The 18,944-nt window shown below is 45.3% G+C and carries 16 protein-coding genes; all 16 read right to left on the minus strand.

Annotation, left to right across the window (positions count from 1 at the left end; genetic code table 11):
* Positions 1–34 precede the first annotated feature (34 nt).
* Complete coding sequence (locus tag CAG60_RS13460; RefSeq protein ID WP_161439160.1) at positions 35–3,748, minus strand: DUF6701 domain-containing protein; 3,714 nt, start codon at positions 3,746–3,748, stop codon at positions 35–37.
* Positions 3,744–4,205 (minus strand): MSHA biogenesis protein MshP, encoded by a 462-nt coding sequence (locus CAG60_RS13465; RefSeq protein WP_161439161.1) that lies wholly within the window; start codon positions 4,203–4,205, stop codon positions 3,744–3,746. Before CAG60_RS13465 ends, CAG60_RS13460 begins: the two co-directional genes overlap by 5 nt.
* Positions 4,180–4,959 (minus strand): type II secretion system protein, encoded by a 780-nt coding sequence (locus CAG60_RS13470; RefSeq protein ID WP_161439149.1) that lies wholly within the window; start codon positions 4,957–4,959, stop codon positions 4,180–4,182. The genes CAG60_RS13465 and CAG60_RS13470 overlap by 26 nt, the downstream gene beginning before the upstream one ends.
* Positions 4,959–5,528: a prepilin-type N-terminal cleavage/methylation domain-containing protein gene (locus tag CAG60_RS13475; protein WP_161439150.1), complete on the minus strand. Its 570-nt coding sequence runs from the start codon at positions 5,526–5,528 to the stop codon at positions 4,959–4,961. Before CAG60_RS13475 ends, CAG60_RS13470 begins: the two co-directional genes overlap by 1 nt.
* Positions 5,518–6,000: a type II secretion system protein gene (locus CAG60_RS13480; protein ID WP_161439151.1), complete on the minus strand. Its 483-nt coding sequence runs from the start codon at positions 5,998–6,000 to the stop codon at positions 5,518–5,520. Before CAG60_RS13480 ends, CAG60_RS13475 begins: the two co-directional genes overlap by 11 nt.
* Before the next feature lie 120 nt (positions 6,001–6,120).
* Positions 6,121–6,588: a type II secretion system protein gene (locus CAG60_RS13485; protein WP_161439152.1), complete on the minus strand. Its 468-nt coding sequence runs from the start codon at positions 6,586–6,588 to the stop codon at positions 6,121–6,123.
* 47 nt (positions 6,589–6,635) lie between these two features.
* Positions 6,636–7,238, minus strand: coding sequence for a prepilin-type N-terminal cleavage/methylation domain-containing protein (locus tag CAG60_RS13490; protein WP_170904760.1), 603 nt, complete (start codon positions 7,236–7,238; stop codon positions 6,636–6,638).
* A gap of 168 nt (positions 7,239–7,406) precedes the next feature.
* Positions 7,407–8,627, minus strand: coding sequence for a type II secretion system F family protein (locus CAG60_RS13495; RefSeq protein WP_161439153.1), 1,221 nt, complete (start codon positions 8,625–8,627; stop codon positions 7,407–7,409).
* A gap of 15 nt (positions 8,628–8,642) precedes the next feature.
* A complete protein-coding gene (locus CAG60_RS13500) occupies positions 8,643–10,367 on the minus strand; it encodes a GspE/PulE family protein (protein WP_161439154.1) in 1,725 nt (574 codons plus the stop codon).
* Entirely contained in the window at positions 10,357–11,475 is a 1,119-nt protein-coding gene (locus CAG60_RS13505; RefSeq protein WP_161439155.1) for a tetratricopeptide repeat protein, read from the minus strand. Before CAG60_RS13505 ends, CAG60_RS13500 begins: the two co-directional genes overlap by 11 nt.
* Complete coding sequence (locus CAG60_RS13510) at positions 11,472–12,317, minus strand: ExeA family protein (RefSeq protein WP_154169286.1); 846 nt, start codon at positions 12,315–12,317, stop codon at positions 11,472–11,474. Before CAG60_RS13510 ends, CAG60_RS13505 begins: the two co-directional genes overlap by 4 nt.
* Before the next feature lie 46 nt (positions 12,318–12,363).
* Positions 12,364–13,974: a pilus (MSHA type) biogenesis protein MshL gene (gene mshL / locus CAG60_RS13515; protein ID WP_161439162.1), complete on the minus strand. Its 1,611-nt coding sequence runs from the start codon at positions 13,972–13,974 to the stop codon at positions 12,364–12,366.
* A 12-nt stretch (positions 13,975–13,986) separates the two neighbouring features.
* Entirely contained in the window at positions 13,987–14,304 is a 318-nt protein-coding gene (locus CAG60_RS13520; protein WP_233268194.1) for an MSHA biogenesis protein MshK, read from the minus strand.
* Positions 14,297–14,947, minus strand: a complete 651-nt coding sequence (gene pilO / locus CAG60_RS13525; RefSeq protein WP_161439156.1) for a type 4a pilus biogenesis protein PilO — start codon at positions 14,945–14,947, stop codon at positions 14,297–14,299. The genes CAG60_RS13520 and pilO overlap by 8 nt, the downstream gene beginning before the upstream one ends.
* The gene (locus tag CAG60_RS13530) at positions 14,947–16,389 is read right to left on the minus strand and encodes an MSHA biogenesis protein MshI (RefSeq protein WP_161439157.1); all 1,443 of its coding nucleotides are present in this window, start codon (positions 16,387–16,389) and stop codon (positions 14,947–14,949) included. Before CAG60_RS13530 ends, pilO begins: the two co-directional genes overlap by 1 nt.
* Before the next feature lie 6 nt (positions 16,390–16,395).
* Positions 16,396–18,387: an RNase E specificity factor CsrD gene (csrD, locus tag CAG60_RS13535; RefSeq protein ID WP_161429807.1), complete on the minus strand. Its 1,992-nt coding sequence runs from the start codon at positions 18,385–18,387 to the stop codon at positions 16,396–16,398.
* Positions 18,388–18,944: the final 557 nt, after the last annotated feature.

The following is an 18,944-nucleotide window of genomic DNA, read 5'->3' on the forward strand; positions in this document are numbered from 1 at the left end:
AACTTAAGCATCGATCTGAGCGACAATAAGTCGCTTAATTGGTCTCACGCCACCAAATAACTCGGTCATTGCCTCGATATAAGCCAAATTGAACAACGCCAGTAACATTGTCATTCCATTCGGTATTTGATTGATCATAACTGCGCAACCAAGGTAAACCATGTTGTTCTAAATCAAGCAGCGCTTTGATCAGACCGCGATTGCCGGCACCAGGAGCACTATAGCTCAACGGCATAACCCCTTGGATCAGCCTTAATGGTTGTGGTTCTAATGGCAAAGTAACATTGACCAAAGGTAATGCCCCTGTTTGATTAACACTAAAATCGTCCGATTCAAAATCAAAGGCGCTCAAGGCAGGTAATAAAGTACAATCATCATAATTATTGGTCACAAATCCGGTTGAGGTATAATATTCACCGATTATTTTTTGCTGTAAGTCTTGAATTTCTGGTCCATAGACATCTTCAATGGTTAAGCGTCCCCAATACAGTGGCATGGTTTGGTCGATATTTTCAAAGGTATACTCCAAGCAGGACTCTGAGTAAGACGTTCGATAACAGACATCATCACTATCTCTTAGATCATCGATTGACAAGTGTAAATTAAAGTCTGCATTGAACGGAACCATCGGATCTATCGGTTTTTGATAACTAAGCTGCTCATCATTAAGTATTACACCACTCCCCAACGATGGTTGACGAATAACATTAGCATTAAGACTGATTTTCTCGACGGTTAAGCTATTAATATTATTAATATATTCTCGGTTTTCCCAATCATTATCATAGCGCCACCAATCGCCAATTAAATAATTAAGCGTATCAGAACCACTACCTGATTTAGGCTGTAAATAGAGGCCTGGATTGTTCGCATAACCAAACGGTTGGCCTAGGTAGGTAAAAGGTTGACCGCCTGTCGAACATGCAGCAGCCAATGTGACCGTCATCGGTGAGACAGCAAAATATGCCGGGATAAAACGCCCTATAGGCCCTGTTGAAGCAACAGCGATCGGCAAATTGGCGGCAATTAAATCTAGGCCAAGATAAGAAGTGGGTGGCACTAATGAAAAATCAAACACACCGACTTCATGTACACTCTGTTGGACCGTAGTAGAACTACCCAATTCGTGATGGTAATTGAGTGTGCCTATCGAACCCGCAGAACCATTGGAAGGTTCAACGAGCGTATGATTGAGAATAATAGACGGTTGCTGATAATTAATTACTCCCAAGTTATTGGTAAAATTATTATCTTCATTAGGTTCAGCAGCCACCGCTTTGATATTAAGATCAAACACTTCCCCAGCCCGAGCAAAAACCAAACAGCTTAAGTCAGCAGCAGAGCACTTTCCATCAGGGTGAGCGAGGTCATAAGAGTGATTAGCACTAAGCACCAATGCACGCGGCACACGAATAAAATTCGCTTGCCCCTCCAAAAGCAGGTCTTGCTCATCGCCACTGCCATTAAAACGGGCGTGCAAAGCTAAGCTCCCCGCCTCACGATAAGAAAGGGTGAAATCCGCCTCCCCATTTGCATCAAAACTCAAATTAATCGATGTGGCATTGCTAGATGATTGACCAATTAAGTTACTGTTAATTCCCACTGACATATCACTACTATTTGGATTGATATAACTACTCCAAAAATTCACCGGTTTAACTACATCGCCAAAACTGGGCACACATTGCTGTGAAGCATCATCTTTACGTACCGCTCTAATCCTAGCCATAACCGATTGATTAACATAAGCATGAGGAACATCGACAATGAAACCGCTATCAGAAAAAACTAATGAGCAGTTTTGTGCTGAATAGGCACCTGTGCCATATCGGCATAAGTTGGTAGAAAAAGGTTTCGCTGTAGGAGTGGAATTTTGTACTCCTACAGTCACACTTCCTGGAGTATTGCGCCTTAACTTTAGATTGGCTATGCCATTAGAAAAGTTAATCAGTGGGCCATTAACCCATCCACCATTAGCAGAAGGAGATGCATTGGGACTTAAATTAACGCTAACTGGCTGCTGATAAAGCTCACTACAGTTACTATTAGCACAAGCTTGAATTTGCACATCAGCAGCATCGCAAGTTAACCCATTGGACGCTGGCAAAGTAAAACGGAAATGATCAACCTGCTCACCAACCTCACGGGATTTTAAAGCACAAACTCGGAAATTATCGATTTCATGATGATTAACGGAAGCTCCAGTAGAGCCCGCCAAAGAAAGCAAGAAATCATCAGGAATAGCTCCTTGTGAAGAATTTTCCAGCACATTAAACCAGTTGATTAATGTGCTTCTCGTATTATTTACTTGACGATCAATCCTTGCCCACACAACACCATCAATACGCGAATCAATAACAATAAAATACCGATGACTAGGTCCAGGCCCAGCAAAAGAACACGAAAACAAACCACAAACTCGACGAACGTCTAGTCGTGGACTCAAGTTAGCAGAAGTTCCTCGTAAGTAGCGATAATTAGCCATTTCAGAACCACGAACAGCCACTGATTGTCGACGCAATCCCGGGCCACCAATTCTTCCTTCGGTAGGATTAGAAAAGTTGCCCCACTCATCTAAACCAAAACCAAGCCATCCTCCGGCAAAACCAGGTGCACTAGGACTAGCATCAGTGCGTGGAGCATACCCCAGCGAGCCACCGAAACCACCAGTACGAGGGGTAACCGTTGCATCGGAAAAAATAATAGCGACCCCATCAGCACCGTCACCTGTTAAATCAGCCCAAGCATAATAATCAAACTCGACTTCCACTAAATTGCCAGAGGCGGGAAAAACTCGCTGATAAGTGACTGCTGTCGCTTGATTGTTAACTGCTTCAGTCAGACGTAAACGATTACTCGCAATACTGGGAGTAAAATTACCGCTACTAGTAAAAGGTACCCAGTTTTGCCCTAGGCTTGAGCGATTAAAATTATCGGTAAAACAAGCGTAACCTTGTTGTTGAAACTGATTAATTTCGCTATCTGCGTTCATTCTCAGTTGACGGACGGTCACTCGACCATTGATCGTTGAACTACCATTTAGCGTTAATTGCTTAGCGCTATATACATAACCATTAATTAAACTACTACCATTTAATTGTATGTCATCATAAGCAACAACCGTTAACGTCCCTGCACCAGAAGGATTAAAACTACTACTATTAATACCAACACTGTTACGGATAAAAATACGTACATCACCATCAATTATCAGTTGACCATTTTGAGCAAAATTAGCTGATTCGAAAAAATAATCGCCAGACGTTAATACTGCGGTTGAATCTTGATTTAACTGAAAGTTTTTCACACGATAAGGGTTAGTATTTTCTAGAAATGTTAACGAACATCCTGACGATAAATTCACTTGATTTAAATTGGTACTATTCGTCGTTTGAGTATTGGAGCATTGAATGTTGGTACTCGAGCTCCACGTTGGAAAAGCATTTCCTGCTGATAACGATAACGAGGGAATCGATGATATTCCTGTTACTGTACACAACTGCCCATCACACCCATTAGAAGGACGATTAGCGTTGATTGAACAAAATTGCAACGGATTTCCACTGGTACCAGTAATTTGGGATTGATTAAAGTGAGTAAATTGATCCGATGGTGCACCACTACAACTGCCGTGTGATTGAGCAACACTAGGGAAGTAAATCGTATTATCAATAAGTTGAAAAGCATAGCTCCACTGACTAATGAGCAATAAAGGACAAAACACCAATAGCGATAACCATGATTTAATTCTCACCCCTCACCCCCACTTGAATTGTCCGTTGCCATGACCAGCCGCCACTGCTGCATTGTCCGTCGCTGGTGATTTGCAGTACCGTTTGCTGATTATCTAACACACCGATATATTCACAGCTGACTTGCGCCTTACATTGCGCTAAGCCATCACCCTGAAACTCAATATTACGTGTAACAGGTAGATAAACGGGTACTGGAAGCTGAGCTTGTGATTCAGCTGCGCGACAGCTACTTTGTGCATTATCTTGATAATAGCGGCTAATCGCGATTTCTGCTGCCGAACGGGCGGCCATTTCGGCGCGAGTGCCCATCACCATAGACACCAACTGCTGACTATTACGCTGTTGATTACGATTAGCGACCGCGGCGACAAAGCCGACCACGACGATGATAAAAATAACGATCACCAAGCCGCTGCCTTGCTGGCTACGGCGTATTGTAGATAAGCGCATCATGATCAAACCTCACCTCTTCACCGCGATCAGCAAAGGTTAACTCAATTTTAATTAGGCCATTACGTTGTAAACTAGGAGCATCAACGACAAAGTTAGCCCTACTAATATTCTCAGCCATCAAGACGCCAGAGCCTAATTGAGCTGGCGCTAATTGACTGCGAGTTAATGGATAGCCTTGATAGCGATAGATTCGTTGTTCACTACTGATGTAACAATAGGCCACGGGATCACGATACAGATAAACCCGTCGTGCTGGCGATTGCAGAATAAATAAGGTTTCACGTGTTAATGTCACCTCAATTTCCGCTCTGTTTTCAGTAGTGATTGATACGTTATTCGTTAACTGAGCAACTTGTCTTGGCGGGGCAGGATCGCTTAACGACTGGCGTAGCGGCTGCGCTTGGGTTGGAAACACCACGAGTCGATCCCCTTGCAGCAGGTTCTGTTTTTTGAGAGGTAAAAACTTCAGTTGTTCCGTGTTATTAGCCAATTGACTATAAATGCCGCTATTAATAATCGGCAAAAACTCAATGCAGTTATTCTCGACGATGACACTATTGGGCACCGCCTCACGAATTTCTCGGCTCAACCGCTCTGTAATAAATCGCCCTTGCTGAATTAACGCTTCACGAGACGAACTGGTCGCCGCGATCCCCATCGCTTGACCGGCAACATTGCCCAAAAACAAGCCAACAATGCCGAGTAAAATAATCGCAATCACCATTTCCATTAAGGTGAAACCACGCACCATCAGTAGTTCCCCTTAATCGCGGCAAACGGGTAGCGATTGCCTTGTGAATCAATAATCACCACATCGATGCGTTTATAATTGGTGGCAACGGTAGCCGCTTGTGCAGAAAAAACACCGCCATTGTCCTGCACATAAAACACAGCCACTTCTACCTGATAACGACGGTATTCATCGGCTCGGTCTTCTCCCAACACATCCACCACCGAGCCACTTAAACCATGAAAATCATCTACATCGTTGTATAACGTTCGGTTGCTTTCTCCAGCCGTAATGTCAGGCCCAAGTAAAACAGGCTCCGTGCAGAGACGCTCTGGCGGACCACTCAATAAACATTCCGGCAAGCCACCATTGGGGCCTGAATTGCGATCAAACTGACGACCTAAAATTTCATCCAATACTGCTCTGCCTAGCTCAGCGGCTTTGACTGCAATCACCTGCTCGGCGCTCTGCTGCGAGCGCGGATAAAGCGCCGCTGCCAAGCCAGTAATCGCAATCGCGGTGATGGTGATGACAATGATCATTTCTACTAGGGTAAAACCACGCGTTCGATTAATTGACTTAACAGGCATAAATATAGCCCTCAGTATTAATACACACTTGGCGCTGATCGCTTGCACTGGAAATGGTTACGGTACAGGGTGAAGCGGTGCATTGAGCGGCGCGGCCAAGGGAGTCAAAATTAAGATAACCGTGAGGTGGAGAAAGGCTTAACGTTACACCACTGGGTGCTTTTACCCAAGAGACATCGTTATCGACAGCAGCAAAAGCAGCTCCGCAATTACCTGCTTCAGCCTGTGGTGATATTTGACCAGCTTGGTTAGCGGTGACTAACCAGCGATTACAATAACCCGCGCGCTGCATGGCGCGGTTTTGGGTTAAACGCAGTGAGGCGAGAATTTCTTGTTGGCTGGTGAGCACAGCGACCGAACTGGTGCCCGAATAACGGCTGGCCGCATAGGCAGACAGAATACCGAGCAAGAGAATAACCACGATCAGCTCGACTAAGGTAAAGCCCAATGTTCGACCAATAGATTGTCGCATCGCTGTCTCACTGAATCGGGATCTTACGGAAAACGAGATTCCATTATAAATAACAGGCACAAATACAGGTGACTTAAACGGTCACCTGTATTCTATTCATAAACCGCTTATTCTCTATGCTTAGCAACCAGAGAATACTTGGGTAGTCGGAGCCGCTGACGAGGTCGCTTGAGTATAAATAACATTACAGGCAGCGCTCGTTGTTCCCCAGTTGGTGTTACCTTTGAATGAATAATGTATTGATAGAGGATCAGTTGCGGGGCTTGGCAAGTGAGCATCCCAATCTGAGTCAAGGCCAATAACTGCTTTACCGATACCTTCAGCCGTTGCTGCTGGATAACCATAAACAATAGCTATATTATCACCGGTTAGAGTAGCAGCCGCTGAAGTTTCTAAGCCAGCTAACGCTGCCTTACCGTATACAATTCCGCTCGCACCATCAATAGCTCCCTTAAGACCTTGCAGAGAAGCTTTACGTGCATCGCCTTGAAAATTTAAAAATCGTGGAGCTGCCGTTACGGCGAGGATGCCCAAAATTACGATCACCACTACCAATTCAATTAGGGTAAAACCGCCTTGTTTTTTCATTATGACTCTCTCTCTATTCTTGATTTAATTAACAATTCATGATCGGGTTAATTTAAGGTCACCGTCACTCGTCCGGTAGTAATTTCATACACAAATTGGTGTGCGGTTTTTCCCTCTTGCTGGACATAAACGCACTGCCACTCTGCACTATTCGCTCGCGCGAGATAACGCAAATTATTACTTTCCCCCGCCTGAGACGCGCTGGCCACTGGCGGTGGGTTTTGTAATAAATTTTCCATCAAATCGACACAGATTTGATCGGTTAAGCCGGAAGGAAAGCTGCCGTTATTATTCACGGCGATCGGATAACCATCTCGAAACCCCGTTGCATTACCGCTGCTGTCTTGGGCACGCGTGAGCCAAAACTGCACGCCATCGTAATCAATACTGTTTTGATTTTGCTCACCGGAGGCGACACTCGGTCGCGATTTAGCTTCCCATTGCGCTCTGGCAGATAACACCCCAGTCGCAAAGCCACCGGCAACGCCTTCAATACTGGCTTTTTTCGCTTCATCAGTCACATCAAGAAATTTCGGTAATGCCGCGACGGCTAATAGGCCAATGATCACAATGACAATCACTAACTCAACCAGAGAGAATCCCTGCTCTGATGGTTGCGTTATATGCTGCCGATGATACAAATTAGGCATCGTCGTAAAAGTGGTAATTTGCATCGATGACCTCTGTAATACTTTACCTATGATGATGATTATAGAATGAAATACAGTAATAAACTGTGCTGAGCAGATAAATTTTTACATCGTCTTAAAAATAAGACTAATGATAACGCACGTTAATTTCATCACCGCGGCATAACATTAACCTTTCAGAGCATCGAGCATGCCCCACATCGGTAAGAAAATACCAAGGGCAAGCACCAACACCATGCCAGCGACTAAGGTTAATAAAATTGGTTCAATTCGTGCGGTGAGGGTTTTTAATTCATAATCGACTTCACGATCATAAAAATCAGCCACTTCAAGTAATAACTCATCAATCCGGCCCGTTTCTTCCCCCACCGCAATCATCTGCAGCACTAACGGAGTAAAAATATTGGCATTGGCCGCGGTCACTGAGACACTGGTCCCCGCTTCGATCTCACTTTTCATTTTTAGAATCCGATTCTCTAAAAACTTATTTTCCAACGCTTCAGCCGATAAAGAGAGCGACTGGTTGAGCGGCACCCCCGCTTTAAGCATTAAGGAAAAAGTGCGAGAAAAACGGGCTAATTGCGCGCGATTAACAATTCCACCAACAATCGGCATTCGTAAACGAAATTTATCCCACGTTTCAGCGCCACGACGAGTATTGATCCACGTCCGGAATGCAAACAATAAGGCAACTATCGCTCCTATCATCACCATCCAATAATTAACAAAAAAATTCGACATGCCGATTAAAATTCGCGTCGGTAACGGCAGATCAACCCCGAAACGACTGAACATGGTGGTAAATTGTGGGATCACTTTTAGGTTAAGGATAAACATCGCCAAGGTGATAAAACTGATCACAAAGGTTGGATAACGCATAGCAGTTTTAATTCGTTTACGGGTTTCCACTTCCTGCTCATAGTAATTCGCTAACTGCAGCAAAGCCTGATCCAGACGACCGGTATTTTCACCAACATTGATCATTGAGACAAACAGCGGACTGAAAACTCGACTGTGCATTTGCATTGCCGCCGATAAACTGCGGCCATTGGTCAGTTCTCGGCCAACTTCTTCTAATGCTCGCTGTAACTGCTTATTGGAACAATTTTGAGTTAAGCCACGCATCGAGCGCAAAATCGGCACTCCCGCTTTCGTTAGGCTATAAAGCTGACGACAGAAAATCACCAGAACCTCAAGCGGCAGCGAAGGCATAAACCACGCTTGCCAATCAATCGACGGCGTTTGACTGGATGATTTAGCAGTGATCGCTGTTGGAATAATGCCTTTACTGAGCAAGCTTTCGGCGGCCAAATTTTCTGTTGCCGCTTCAACGGTGCCCGAAGCTTTACTGCCGTCAGCATGTCGTCCGGTATAGTGGTATCTCGGCATAATCTACTCTGCCTCCTAGAGATGAATCGGCTGATTAAGGCCGGAAATATCCCCTTCACCCAGCGCCATCACTTCATCTAAACTCACAATGCCTTGCAAAGCCAGATCCATCGCGGAAGCTAATAAAGGCTTGTATCCTGCTGAAGCGCGAGCCGCTTTAGCAAAGCCTACTGCGTCGTTTGAGCGCAAAGCATCCATCATATGCGCTTCGAGTTCCAACATTTCAAACACCCCGATCCGTCCTCGGTATCCGGTTAGGTTACAGCTTTGACAGCCTCGCCCACGCATAAAGGTCGCCGACACTTGGTTAGGAAAACGTACATTCAACCATTGCTGGCGAGCAGCATCGAGAGTCTCTTCGGTTTTGCAATCTGGGCAAACTTTACGGATCAGACGCTGCGCGACCACGGCACGCACAGCACTGGCGACGAGGTAACCGGGAGCGCCCATATCAATCAAGCGTAATGCACTATCGATCGCATCATTGGTATGCAGCGTACTTAACACTAAGTGACCGGTTAACGAGGCACGTAAACCGATTTCGACCGTTTCTTGGTCACGCATCTCACCGACCAAAATAATGTCTGGGTCTTGACGTAAAAACGTTCGCAGTAAGGTTGAAAAATCCAAGCCAATTTTAGGATTCACTTGCACTTGATTGAGGCGAGGAATGCGATACTCAACCGGATCTTCTGCCGTGAGGATCTTTTTACCCGCTTCATTAAGTTCCGATAATGCACCATACAAGGTGGTGGTTTTACCCGACCCTGTCGGGCCGGTGACTAAAATCATTCCGTAAGAGCGTTTGAGTTGCTTACGTAAGCGCAGGAGTAAATCCTCTGGTAAACCAGATTCTTCCAGTTTACGTACGCCACTGGTTTGGTTAAGCAAGCGCATCACCACCGATTCGCCATATTGCACAGGCATGGTCGATAAGCGGATATCCACCGATTGCCCCTTGGCACGAATATTAAATCGCCCATCTTGCGGTAGGCGTTTTTCGGAGATATCTAAATTGGCCATCAGTTTAAGACGTAGAACTAAGGCTGAGGCGATATTGACTTCATTAAGTAGGGTTTCATGTAATACCCCATCAATTCGCTGCCGAATGCGCAAAATATTGGCATCGGGCTCAATATGAATATCGGATGCGCCAACTTGAATCGCATCTTCAAACAGTGAATTGATCAGTTTAACTACCGTGACATCTTCGGTTTCCTCACCGGAAATGGCGTAATCAAACGCGTCATTTTCTTGATGTTCTGCTTGCAAACGTTCAGCAAATGAAGCGATTTCTTTCGTACGACGATAGTAGCGATCAAACGCTTCAACCAATTGCTTTTCTGGCGCAATCGCAAACTCAAATTGATAGTCAGACAATTGATTGAGTAATGATTCTTGTGCAAAGAGATCCGCAGGATCACTCATAACCACTCGCAATAGATTGCCTTGCTTGCTCATCACCAAGGCCCGTAAACGCCGCGCATGAACTTCAGGGAGGATTTGTACTGCATCAATGTCAACATGAGCGCGATTAAGATCAATCAGCGGAATAAACAGTTGCTGAGATAAAAAGCTAAGCATTTGTTGCTCGGTGACAAAACCAAGCTCAATTAAGGTAGCGCCTAATTTACTGCCTGTCTGCTTTTGGGCCGCCAGTGCTTGTTGCACTTGTTGCTCAGTAATGATCCCTTCTTCAACCAAGAGATCCCCAAGACGCTTTCTAAGTTTAATTTGCAAGATTCGTCTCCTCGCTATGAGTCAGCGCTTGTAAACGTTCACGAATAAACTGGTGAGATTGAGAGGATAACCCGACATGGTTCAATGCTTGTTGATAAGCGTACTTCGCTTCGCTCCATTGCGCTAAACGCTCTTGAGTAATCGCCAAGCCTAGCCACCAGCGTCCATTGCTCGGTTCTTGCTCCGCCAACAATCGATAACTCTGCAAAGCGATATCATCGACTCGATTGCGCTGAGCAACTGCCGCTCGCAGCGATAAATACTCAATCGATGGGTTAGCGGGTAAATACGCGAGTGGAGTCAGCGCCGCTTGACTTTGATCTTCTTTGAGTAGCATTCGAGCAAGCGCAATGCGTAACGTTTCTCCCTCATGATTGAGTTGCATCCCACGTTGCAACAAATCAAACGCTTTTCTTAATTCACCTTTACCATAATACAGTGCAGCCAACTGTTGACGCACTCCTTCATCTAAAGGGGTATGACGTAACGCTTCACTGTAACCATTCACGGCTTGGTTAAAATCATTATGTGCCAGCGCTCGCTCCGCGCGAGCTACGGCTTTATGGGCTAATTGCTCTGGCGTTAGCTGTACCGATTCAATCGACATCTGAGCAACGGCGATGTCGGGAACATTCGTAACCGTCGTGGCTGGCGCTTGTGCTGTTTTTACTCCGCTCAGCGCGGGCACACTGCGCTCTTGCAAAGCCGCTAAAGGAGCGATTGGAGCAGAAACCGTCTGCGACGCTGAATTAGATTGAGAAACCTCTGGCGATACCCTTCGCGTAGCCGAAGCCACCCGATACACAGGAACCGCGGGCATCTGAGTATTTTGAGTCGGTGAAGACGGCATCGAGACTTCAAGATGATTCTCAGTCAGCCTAGGGGAAGCGGTGACCGACAGCGAATGGTGGCCATTAGAGGCATCTAACGAGGTCGCTTGCCAAGAAACGGCCCACCCACCGACAGCAACACTCACCGCAAAACCCGCCAGTGCCCATACCCAAGCAGGACGAGCAGCGACAGGAGCGACCTTAGCTCGCTCTATACCCGCTAAACCATTCGGTTGCTTAGTCACCAATTGCGATAACGCTTTATTAATCACACTCATTGCTGACTCCATCCCCAAAACAGCGGGGTTTTAAATTTAGGTTTACAAGTATCAAACGTATCATGAATCGCATCAAATACATGGCCATTGGAAACCGAAGGTTGTTGAGCATAAAACGCTAATAATAAGGCCTTATGGCTTACCTGATTTAATAAACGAGGAATGCCGTGACAGGCTTTCCATAACGCTTTTTTCTGTCGGCGAGAAAATAATGGCTGCTGGCAACCTGATTTTAATAAACGGTTATCAATATAAGCCATTGACTCGGCCAACGATAACGGTCGCAAGTGAGCACTAAAGGTGATCCGCTGACGAAATTGCCTTAAGTGATGTTCTGCCAATCGACGATCAAGTTCGGGTTGTCCCAGTAAGACAATTTGTAACAGCTTACTCTGTTCAGTTTCTAAATTGCCAAGCAATCTTAAGGTTTCGAGCCCTTCATCTTGTAAAGCCTGAGCTTCATCCACAATAACCACTACTCGTTGCCCTTGTTGATGGCACGCCAATAGCCGAGTTTGGATAGCTTCAATCAGTTGCAACTCTGGCACGTCAGGCAATTGCAATTCATTGGCAATAGCGCGGCGTAATTCCGCGCCGGTTAACAGCGGATTCGGCAAATAGAGCCAAAGGATCTCGTCACTCATATGGGTCAATAGCATCCGACAAACCATGGTCTTTCCTGTGCCGACTTCTCCGGTCACTTTGACGATCCCTTCTCCCATCGTCAACGCACCACTGACGGTTTGAATCGCTTCATAGTGAGGTGCCAGCCCCAAAAACAACTGCGTATCTGGGGTGAGATGAAACGGTAGCTGCTCAAAACCAAAGTGTGCTAAATACACGGCTGATTTATCTCCCCCGATGAACACGACGCGTGACGACCAATCACTATTGGGAATCAGGAAACCATTCTTGCAATAAGTCTCGTGAACGTTCTAACTCTTTTTGCCACGTATTAACCCCAACGACTGTCGGCTTGAGTAAAATCACCAACTCCGTTTTTTGGGTCACATTGGAGGTTTGGCGGAACAGATGCCCCAATAGTGGAATATCACCAAAAAACGGCACCTTAGAAGTTTGATTCATGGTATTCGATTTCATTAACCCACCAATCACGACCACATCGCCATCTTGTGCTCGAATCACCGAATCAGACTCACGAATTGAGCTACGCGCTAACGGTAAAGTAATGATTCGATCGTTAAATTGCACCGATTTCTTCTGCTCTTCCACTTCAATCACCGAAGGGTGAACATGCAGAAATACATACCCATCATCGTCAATTTGCGGCGTCACATCGAGTGAGATACCCGAGAAAAATGGGGTTAATTGAATATTGGGAGCGACGTTAGCATTATCACCAGTACCGACTTCACTAGTCAGGTCAGTCACATAATATTCATCGGTGCCGACTTTAATCACTGCTTTTTGGTTATTAGCAGCCGTGACTCGCGGGCTAGACAGGACATTAAGATCGCCTTGCGTCGACATAAAACTTAGCACTGCATCAAAACTGCCACTTTTGACAACCAGATTGGTCTGCCCACCTAACAACGTACCAATCGCATCCATCCCCGGTAAGCTAGAGACTGGATTAGATATAACCCCCTGACCTAACTGGTAATTATTGCCATTAGATGAAAAGGTTTTTGACCAATTAATCCCTTGTTGGAAACCATCATTTAATGTCACTTCAAGAATTTTCGCTTCAAGGATCACTTGACGCTGAATCCGTAAATGAGACATATCGAGAAATTGGCGAACCTCACGAATTTCGTCTGGGTAAGCGCGCACGGTGATCACTGACGCTTGTGGTGTGACCATTACACTCTGACCACTGCCCGACCCAATTAATCGACCAATGGTACTTTCTAATTGCTGCCAAAAATTACTTTCACTGATGGTTTCAATTTCCGTTCCCCCACGGGAAGCATTATTATTGCTTGAACCGGTATTATTACTTGAATTGTTGGATGAAGTCGGGTTAGTCACCGTTCCGGTACTGATTGACGTAATGGAGCGTCCACTACGCTGAAATTGCAAATAATCCACCGGTATAGTGACCGTTCTTAACCCAGCAGGATAGACTTGTAGCACTCTGCCGACTTTTTCGACTTCAAAACCATACAAATCTCGCACCACCGCCAGCACTTCATCTAAAGTCACATTGCTTAGGTTCAAGGTAATCTGCCCAGCAACCGCAGGATGAATGGCGACGCTGTAGTCACTACCTTTAACCAAACTAGTGAAAAAAGCGGCGGCATCAACTTGGTTAGCTTGCACTCGAAAACGAGCAATATGCAGCGGCTGCTCACGGCTTCTGTCGACTAACTCAGGCATTAAATCTGCTTCAACAGAGGCGGGTAACTGTTGTAGTTGGCGACTATTGGCCTCATTAATTGCTTCGTTCAAGGCTTGCTTTATTTCCACCGGATCTCGGTGCCCCATAGCGCAACCCGCTAAAGTGGTAACCATTACTGCGATAACAACTTGACGCATCATTTTTATACCCTACTCTTTGATATCCAGCGAAAATAACTGCAGTTGCCAAGTCTGCTGCCCTTTAGTTAACGTCACCTGCTCCTCACTGACTTGCTTAACCCGATAGCCATCGATCTCATCGCCTGTAGACAATACTTGTTGATTAAGCGTTGCGTAACAAGCTTGCTGGCAAACAATGCTCTGCAATTCAGGCAATGCCGTGGTCACGGATGATACCGCACCAGCGTTAGAGGAACGTCCTCCGAGAGGCGCTGTCGGATCTTGGGCGGCGATGGCACAGGAGCTCATCAACACCATCAGTATTGCGCTATATTGAATGTTAGCCACCGATGAACTCCTTCTGCGTACCGAGCGTGTACACTTCCAGTAACAGTCTCGCTTGTGGATGCTCGCCTACTTGATAGTGAAAACGTCGCCAATAATAACGAACCGGTAAGTTCTCTAACGCCTGTAAATAATCACGAATCGCAAAATAGCTACCTGTTAGTTCGATACGCACCGGATGAACAAAGTAGCGTTCGGCCCCCACCACAGGCTCTTGGAGAGCAATCGGCTCTGCGGGTAATGAAATTAAACTTTCCAATTTCAATCGCTGGCTTTTTTCTAACACTTCCTGCAATAGTGAGGCCATTTGTGACGGAGAAACTAAGCTGCCGACTTTTTCCGCTAACTGCTCTGTTAATTGATGGTGATAAGCTTGTAATTGAGCGAGCTCAATGTCGATATCCGCATCCGGATTGGTACTGAGTTGATGTTGTAACTGTTGGATAGTGTTTTGCATACTTTGCTGATGAGTTTGCAAACTCATCAAACGATTGGTTTGCATTTGATACTGAGCAAGCAAAGGATCAACCAGCCAAGTTTGTATCGATAATACAATGATCACCAATCCACACAGACTGATAAGTCCCTTTTCGCTGTTTTTTCGCTCAGAAAATAGATGACTGAGCGTTTGCCAATATTGACTCATTATCTCGCTCCTTGCTGAGTTTTCAGTTCAAATGTCACCAGATCTTGCTCATTGCGCCCCATGGTTAAACGTTCAAAATTACGGCCGACTAACGGCGTTTGCTGCTTAAATTTACCGATCCAGTACGGGATAACTTTAGCTTCGGTAGCTAAGCCTTGAATATCTAACCGATTGGGAGAAATCTCGATATGAGTCAGCGAAATATCACGATGAGCGACGCTCGCTAACGCGTTCATGATTCCTGAGTAACCTTCTTGCTGGCTGTGTGTAAATTGATCCATTGCGCTTAGCGAAGCTTGCTGACCTGCAATCTGCCGTTTTATACGTTCGATGGCCGCAACTTTTCCTGCCGAAGGACGATGTTTGGCTTGTTGTTGCTGAAGCTCTGCCAATTGTTGATTCAAACGATCCGTCTGTTGCTGAGCCAACGCAACCTGCTGATCCAATTGAGTGGTTTGATAAGCGTAAAAACCAGCAACCGCCAACATGACTAGCGTGATACCACTCAGTGCTACGATAACATTACGTAGAGAAAAGTGATCGGTCTTAGGATGCAAGTGCCGCGGATAAAAGTTTAATGTAGGCCGAGTCATTAAAGGCAGATAATGAGCTAATACCTGCCCAGATAACGGCGGTTGTTGCTCTTCAGATAAAGGGCTCGCTTTAACGTTCAGCCGTTCATTCAGTGCCGCCACTAATTGGGTATGATCTTCATCATCACAGCACACTTTAAGCTGATGGAGCGCGACACCCTTTAATTGCGAAGAGAGGTAATCAATTGAGCGTTGGAGTTCAAGCGCTAAGCCATCCAATTGCAATGCTGGGCTCGTTTCCCCAGTCACTGGCGCGACCACACCACGTAAAGTTCGCTGAAAATAACAACGCTGGTCAACAAAGGCATCTAACTTAAATTGGCCTTCTCTGCTGCGTTGTAATAATAAAAAGTGTGGCGTTTGAACGCTGTTAGCCCAAATCTCTTGCTCAGGGATCACTTGCCCTAATTGGTAGCCAATGCTTTGTAACGCTTGGGCAAGCTCTAGAATAACCTTAATACTGATCACATAAGCTTGGATTTTGTTACTGCCACTTAACTCATAAGCATCAGCGACAATCTCAGTGGGTTTTTCACTGATCAAATCTTTGAGCAAAAAAGGCAGCGCACCAGACCACTCTTCGCGTGGCACTGCTGGCTTATCCATTTGATAACATTGGTATAGTTGAGCGTGCAACACCACGTCCACGACATCACCCTTAACGGGATTGGCTTGCAGCGCTTGACACAGAGAAGTTAACCAAGCCCCGTCTCTGAGCGGATAACGCGTCGCAAGAGGGGAGTCTTGAGTAGCAGAGAAATAAATCGCGTCCGGCTGTACAACCGCAAATAATTTGCGGTCTTGCTGCGCTCGACGAGTGATTTTATGAAACAGCGTATTCATCTTCATTTTTCTCTACTTAGTCCGCCATCGATTTCTTTTGCCCGGCTTGACAGAGGGCTGTTCAGTACTGGGAGCCACAATCCAAGGCTGCTCTGCAGCAAACCATCGACCTTGTCCACCATGAATACCAAGGGCAATTAACATTTGCCATTCGGCTTGCGTTTCCACTCCCACAGCGATCACTTGGGTACTGGTTCCCCCGCACACTCCGATCATACTGCGCACAAACAGTTGATTCTCGTGCCGTTGATCAATATTTTTAATTAAGCTGCGGTGTAATTTAAGATAATTAATTCGTAAATCTTTAATGTAATGAGTCGCAACGATCGTTCGTCCCGCTTGACCAACCACCAATTTACATCCCAACCCCGCAATCATTCTTAGCACTGGACGCATATAATCTAAATGTTGCACTAAACGCCCCTCAGCAAACTCAAAAGACAACCGAGTGCGTAAAGCATAAGGTAACTGCATGATTTCATGACGAAACCAACGCCAATAGTGTTTATCGGCAAAGGGAACAACATGTAAATTAATCGAGTAATGCTCTGTCGATGCTTGGTTTTTCAATAATTGTAGTACACGGACGAAGACTGCGCGATCAAGCATCGCTTCGTAACCAACGGTTTCTAAAGCAGAATTAAAACGTGAGGCCTTGAGCATGCCTTGGACAGGATCATAAATGCGGACAAACAGCTCATCGTGAATCAATGTTAATTGATTCTCTTCGCTAATTAAATAACACGGCTGCCGGAATAAACGAATTTTCTCAGGAATGAGACTTTGTTCGAACAAGGTTCGCCAGCGTACGCTACCGCGCTCGTCATCCACCGTAACCAACTTCTTAAACCGGCTCCACGCATTACAGCCTTGCATCTGCGCACTACGTAACGCAGTTTCTGTTTCATCAATGATTCGTCCACGTCGTTCGCCCTCTTGGTACATACTCATTCCAATATGGAACCAGTTTTCTCGTTCTAAAGGATAAGGCGGGCTTAGGCGCTCAAGCAATTTAAGACATTGGCTCGCCACATGACTGACATCTTTAGAGGTTTGGTGAGGCATAAAAATCGCGAAGACCGAGTCATAATAACGTGACAGAACCACATCAGGATAACGGGCAATGACATTTGCAATACATTCACCCACTTCAACGATAAAATCATCAATGATGACTTTTCCTTGCTGCTCACGCGCGGTATCCAGTTCATCGAGCCGGATCATAATGACCCCACCACGAGCACCACTTTCCAGTAAAGCTGATTCTAATTTGCTATCAAACAGAACTCGATTGGCGGCGCCAGTCAATTGATCAAGAAAGGTTTGACTACGAATAAAGCTATCAAATCGACTTCGCTCTTGACGAGCATCTTGTAGCTCTTCAATCAGTACATCGATAGCTTCACTCGCCGTATAAGGCCACTCTCGTTCATCTCCTTTGGCATACTGCTCAACACGTCCGGCTAAAATCATCCGTCCGCGCTCTTCCAATAACTCAGACCCTAATAACTGTTCACGCAACCATTTTGTCGCTCGGACCAAACAAAAAATGACCAGTCCAATCGCTAAAGTGATCGACCACATGGCACCAAAAGAGTAGTTATACCCTAGATAGGGTGGTACTGCTTTAAAATGAATGACGTAACTGGGATGACTCGGTAATGGGAAGGTCATCTGAGTCAAGCGATCGGCTGTGATTCTCGATGTGTTATCATAAAAACGATAGACAATCTCGGATGACGTGGTGAGTTCGAGCTCAACAATACTCGATGCCTGAAGTATTTTTGGCATCCAATCCGGCATTGAGTTTGCCGCTTGAGGATCGTGTAACTCTTGATCGACAACGTCAACAATCCCACTTAAATAGTGTTTGAGATAATCTTGTCCCATACGCTGAAACGAGAGTGCACCACCAATAAATAAGATGAACATGGCACTGGTGACAATTAAGGTCACAAAAGCGACTAAACGTGTGCTCAATTTAAGCGTTGGCGTATACCGCATGAAGCTGAATTCCCTTCTTAATTCATCGGCTATAAAAGTAAGATTAGTGAGCCCTGAATTTCTTGAAGTCACTCAATGATTTGGGCTTATCCTTAACTATATAAAAAAGCCGCGAACTTCGCGGCTTTTTTTGAAAATCAAATGGCTAGAACGGAAGACTCATGCCCGCAAAGAAGTCAAGCTCGTTCGTTCGTTACAAAACCCACGCTATAGCTACGCTCTCATCAACATACATGCTGTAGAAATCGATCATATCATCAAACTCCTTCATTTTATGTAAACTCCAGCGTTATATGAGTAAATGTCTTTACATTTTTATCGCGCTTATAGTATCACATTCATTCAAAGTCTAACACGTCTGGTCCCTCATTCGTAACAATGACCCACCAGAAATGTGTTGCTAAGTCAAACTCAGGTGCAAACTGGAAGCCCTTTCAATCATGCAATATGCTTGGGCTACTTAATGGTGAATGTTACATCAGACTTGTTTCTAAGGTTTTAGTCTAGTTATGTGATCTAATACATATTACATCTAAAAATCATATAATTTCTTTACC

Origin of the sequence: Vibrio sp. V33_P6A3T137, from assembly GCF_009904835.1 — a bacterium.
Lineage (GTDB): Bacteria > Pseudomonadota > Gammaproteobacteria > Enterobacterales > Vibrionaceae > Vibrio > Vibrio metschnikovii.